Genomic DNA, 4,116 nt, shown 5'->3' on the forward strand with positions numbered 1-4,116 from the left:
CCGCCGGGGCCGCACCGGCCGTCCGGGAGCGCTGGGCGGGCAGGGCGCGGTCCTCGGTGCGCGGTCCCGCGTCCTGGTACGGCGTTCTCGCCCGCTGACCGGCCATGCGCACTTCCCTCGATCGTTGCGGCCGCGGCGGCGCGATCGCACCGCCGCGTGTGCCGGGACGCCTTCGGACCCGGTGACGTCCGGTGGCATCCGGTGGTGTCCTGGCGTGGTCCTGCCGGTGTCCTGGTGGGACCCCTTCCTCTACATTGCTGTAGAAGATGGGCTGGAGCATACAAACCCATTTCAGCAAAGTCATCCGCTGCCACCCGGCAGCGACGGACCGCCCGGTGGGCCGTCGTTAGGATGGTCATGATCCCCGCCACGTCGGCACACCATCAGGAACGCATCAGAGGAGCAGAGCGTCACCATGTTTGAGAGTCTGAAGAACCTCGCGGACAAGGCCACCGACCTCGCCCGCGAGCACGGCGACGTGATCGGCCAGGGCCTGGACAAGGTCGGCGACGCGATCGACGACCGCACGGACGGCAAGTACAGCGGGCAGATCGACACCGGCGTCGAGAAGGCGAAGGGCTTCCTGCGCAACCTCGACGGCGACCAGAAGCCCGCCGAGTAACCTGCCACAGGGCACGATCAGCCGCACGGCGGTCGAACGGGCGCACGGGCGAACGGGGAGGGGCGGCAGCGGTGAGCGAGGAGAAGAAGGGGTCCGGCCGGGCACGCTGGCTGGTGATCGGCGTCGTGGTGGTGGCCGGACTCGGACTCGTCCGCGGCAACGGCCACGGCGACCCGACCTCCGCCGACCCCTCCCCGACCGCCGCCGCCCCCTCTGGCCCCGCCGCGGGCGCCGCGCCGTCGGCCGGATCCTCGGCGGCGCCGCCCAAGCCCTCGAAGCCCTCGGGCCGCTACGACCCGGCCGACTACGCGGCACCGGTCCGCCAGTACGCCGCCGAGGCCGGGGTCGATCCCCAGCTGCTGATGGCGATCCTCTACAACGAGGCGTACAAGCCGCACGACCCCGAGCTCGAACGGGCCTGGCAGCGCGGCAAGCCGGACGCCTCCTTCGGCATCGCCAACATGCACCGGGCCGCCTTCGACGACACCAAGCCCGGTCGCCCCTTCGCCTCCCGGCAGTGGGAGGAGCTGCCGGACGACCGGAACCTGGCCGTCCAGGCGGCCGCCTGGCACCTGCACGACCTCGCCGCGCAACTGCCCGCACGCCCGGGCGTGTCGCTCACCCGGGACGAACTGATGGCCCTCGGCTACAACGCGGGCGCGGGCAACATGCTGGCCTTCGCCCGGGGCGTCAAGATCGGCTCCCAGGCGCAGTCCTACCTCGACCGGCTGCGCGACAACTGGTCGAAGTCCGGCGAGGCCGTCAAGTAGCGCCCTGCGGCGGTCAGCTGACGGCGACCCGGGCGGACCAGACCCGCCGCCAGGCCAGCGCGTCGGAGACCCCCTCCGCGAGGCCGCGCCGCGGCTGCCAGCCGAGCAGGTCCCGTGCGGTGTCCACGACGGCGTAGCAGCCGATCACGTCCCCCGGCCGGGGCCCGGCCTCCCGCACGTCGAGGCTGGTGCCGACGGTCTGTTCGAAGGCGGCGATCAGCTCCCGCACGGTGGTCCCGTCGCCGGTGCCGACGTTGATCACCCGGTAGCGGTCCGCCACGCCCGGGGCGATCACCTCGTCGAACCTGAGCAGCGCCGCGACGTGCGCCTCGGCGAGGTCCTGGACGTGGACGTAGTCGCGGATGCCGGAGCCGTCGCGGGTCGCCCAGTCGGTGCCGGTGACGGTGAACGGGGTGCCGGTGGTGTGCGCCTCGATCAGCTTGCCGAGGGCGTGGGTGGGGTTGAGGTCCTGGAGGCCGGTGCGCAGCTGCGGGTCGGCGCCGATCGGGTTGAAGTAGCGCAGGGCGATGACGCGTTGGCGCTCGGCGCCCTCGCCCCGGGTCCAGTCCTGGAGGACCTGCTCCATCATCTGCTTGGTGCGCGCGTACGGACTGCCGGCGTCGACCGGGCTGCTCTCGTCCACCCGGGCGTCGGGGGTGGGGGCGTAGATCGAGGCGGAGCTGCTGAAGACGACCCGGGTGCAGCCGTGGCGCTGGAGGGCGTCCAGGAGCTCGACGGTCTTGGCGACGTTCTCCCGGTAGTAGTACAACGGCTTGGCCACCGACTCCGGTACGACGATCTTCGCGGCACAGTGCACGGTGGCGTCGATGTCGGGGTGCTCGGCGAAGATCCGGTCCAGCAGGGCGGCGTCGGCGATGTCGCCCCGGTAGAAGATCCGGTCCGCGACGAACTCGGTCCGGCCCCGGGAGAGGTCGTCCAGCACGACCGGGGTGATCCCCCGGTCGAGCAGGGCGGAGGCGACGGTGCTGCCGATGAATCCCGCACCGCCGGTGATCAGGACCTTCTTCATGCGCGGACGCTCCCTTGCGGTCGTCCGGGCGCCCGATGGCGCCCGGTGACCGGAAAGGACGTCGTTCGCACCCGGCCGGTTCCGCCGGCCGGAGGCACCGCTCCGGGCGGCTCAGCCGTGGTGGCGCCGCAGCCAGAGCCCGGTGGCGACCAGGACGACGGCCGCGCAGGCGGTGCCGATGGCCGCCCAGGCGGTGGCGTCGGAGGTGGTGGCGTGGACGGGCCCGGGCGCGACCTGCCGGGCGGAGACGGGGGCCGCGGTGGTCCCCGCCTCCGGGGCGGTCTCCCGCAGCGGGGCGGGCGCCACCTCCGCGGACCGCGGCGAGGCTTCGGCCAGCGCCGGGCTTCCCGGCCCCGGGCCCCCCGGATCGGAGATCAGGACGGTGTCGATGTCCAGTTCGCGCTCGCCGTGCCCCCGGGCGGGGGACGCGCAGTCCACCGTCACCCGCCAGTGCCCGACGGGAAGGATCTCCCGGGTGGTGTACGTCCCGGGGCGGTCGGGGACGGTGACCAGGCGCCAGGGGCCGACGGCACGGCCGTCGGAGGCCGTCGCGGAGAGCGTGCCGACGAACTCCCCGGTCACCGGGTCGTGGTCGTTCTCCCAGGTGGCGACGGTGCTGACGCGGCCGTTCTGCTGGCCGGTGACGTCCAGGTGGACGCTGTCGCCGTGCGCGGAGGCGGGCACGGCGGCGGCGAGCAGGGCCGCGGTCGTGAGGGTGAGGGCGGCGAGGTCGGGGCGGGTTCGCATACGGGAGGGTCCTCGGGGCGGTGTGGGGGCAGGGACGCGGGGAACGGCCGGTGCCGGGAACGGCCGCCACTGGGTGGGCGGCGGCCGTTCCCGGCACCACGGACCTTCGGGCCCGCGGGTCTTGGGGCCCGCGGGCGTCGGCGGCTCGGGCCGGAGGGTTCGGCCCGCGTACGGGCCGTCCGGTTTTGGGGACTCACAGGAACAGCCTTACCCCGATCGACTCACGAGGCCCTCGGCAACGACCAGTTCCGGTAAAGAACGTTCCTCGGCCGTTGCCGACCCGGCGGGCGGCCGGCCCGGCACCACCACCCGGCACTCCCGCGCGCCGCCTCGCGCCCGGGCCGGGCCCGGGTCAACCGGCGGCGGAGAGAGCCGAGTTGCGGCGTCCGCGGCGGCCCACCGGCGCCCGGACGCCGCCCGCTCCCCCGGCCGCGGATCCGCACGCAGGCCGTGGCACACCGTCTCAAGACGGCCGAATTCGGCGCGATCTGACTGATCGCCACCTCGGAATCCCGCACCGGACGCCCGAGTTCGCGCGGCCCGCCGTTCCCGAACACCACCGCGCCTCCTCCGCCCGCCACGGCCCGCGTCCCTCGCCGTGAAAGGGGGTCGAGCCTTCCGACACTCCGGAGAGCACGGGAGGCGGGAGGGAATAACAGAAACCTCCTGCGAAATTCACCGGGCGTTCGGACGCGCGGGCAGCCACGACGACCCTGGGCACGGCGAAGGCCGGAGAGCGCGGCCGTGCGGCGCGCTGCCCGGCAGGACGTGCCACGGCCGCCGACCGACGGGCGACGACCGACGGGCGCCGACCGACGGGCGACGCCCCGCCCGGCACCCGCGAGGGTCAGGCCGCGACCTTCACCGGCCCCGCCCCGAAGGCCGCCGCCGCCACCCCGGGCCGCACCGCCACCGTCGTCGCCGCGGCGGCGCCGCACCCCCCGTGC

Annotated in this window: 4 protein-coding genes; 2 read left to right on the top strand and 2 right to left on the bottom strand. The window is 74.5% G+C overall.

The features are described from left to right. Positions 1-415 precede the first annotated feature (415 nt). Positions 416-622 (top strand): antitoxin, encoded by a 207-nt coding sequence (locus AB0E96_RS39080; RefSeq protein ID WP_359831297.1) that lies wholly within the window; start codon positions 416-418, stop codon positions 620-622. Between the two features lie 71 nt (positions 623-693). Next, positions 694-1,392 (top strand): lytic transglycosylase domain-containing protein, encoded by a 699-nt coding sequence (locus AB0E96_RS39085; RefSeq protein ID WP_359831299.1) that lies wholly within the window; start codon positions 694-696, stop codon positions 1,390-1,392. 13 nt (positions 1,393-1,405) lie between these two features. Here the strand turns inward: AB0E96_RS39085 and galE are convergent, their stop codons facing one another. Together galE and AB0E96_RS39095 are read right to left on the bottom strand one after the other, a co-directional pair. After that, positions 1,406-2,422: a UDP-glucose 4-epimerase GalE gene (galE, locus tag AB0E96_RS39090; protein ID WP_359831301.1), complete on the bottom strand. Its 1,017-nt coding sequence runs from the start codon at positions 2,420-2,422 to the stop codon at positions 1,406-1,408. A gap of 111 nt (positions 2,423-2,533) precedes the next feature. Further along, positions 2,534-3,169 (bottom strand): hypothetical protein, encoded by a 636-nt coding sequence (locus AB0E96_RS39095; protein WP_359831303.1) that lies wholly within the window; start codon positions 3,167-3,169, stop codon positions 2,534-2,536. Positions 3,170-4,116: the final 947 nt, after the last annotated feature.

Source organism: Kitasatospora sp. NPDC036755 (assembly GCF_040636595.1).
Taxonomy (GTDB): Bacteria; Actinomycetota; Actinomycetes; order Streptomycetales; family Streptomycetaceae; genus Kitasatospora.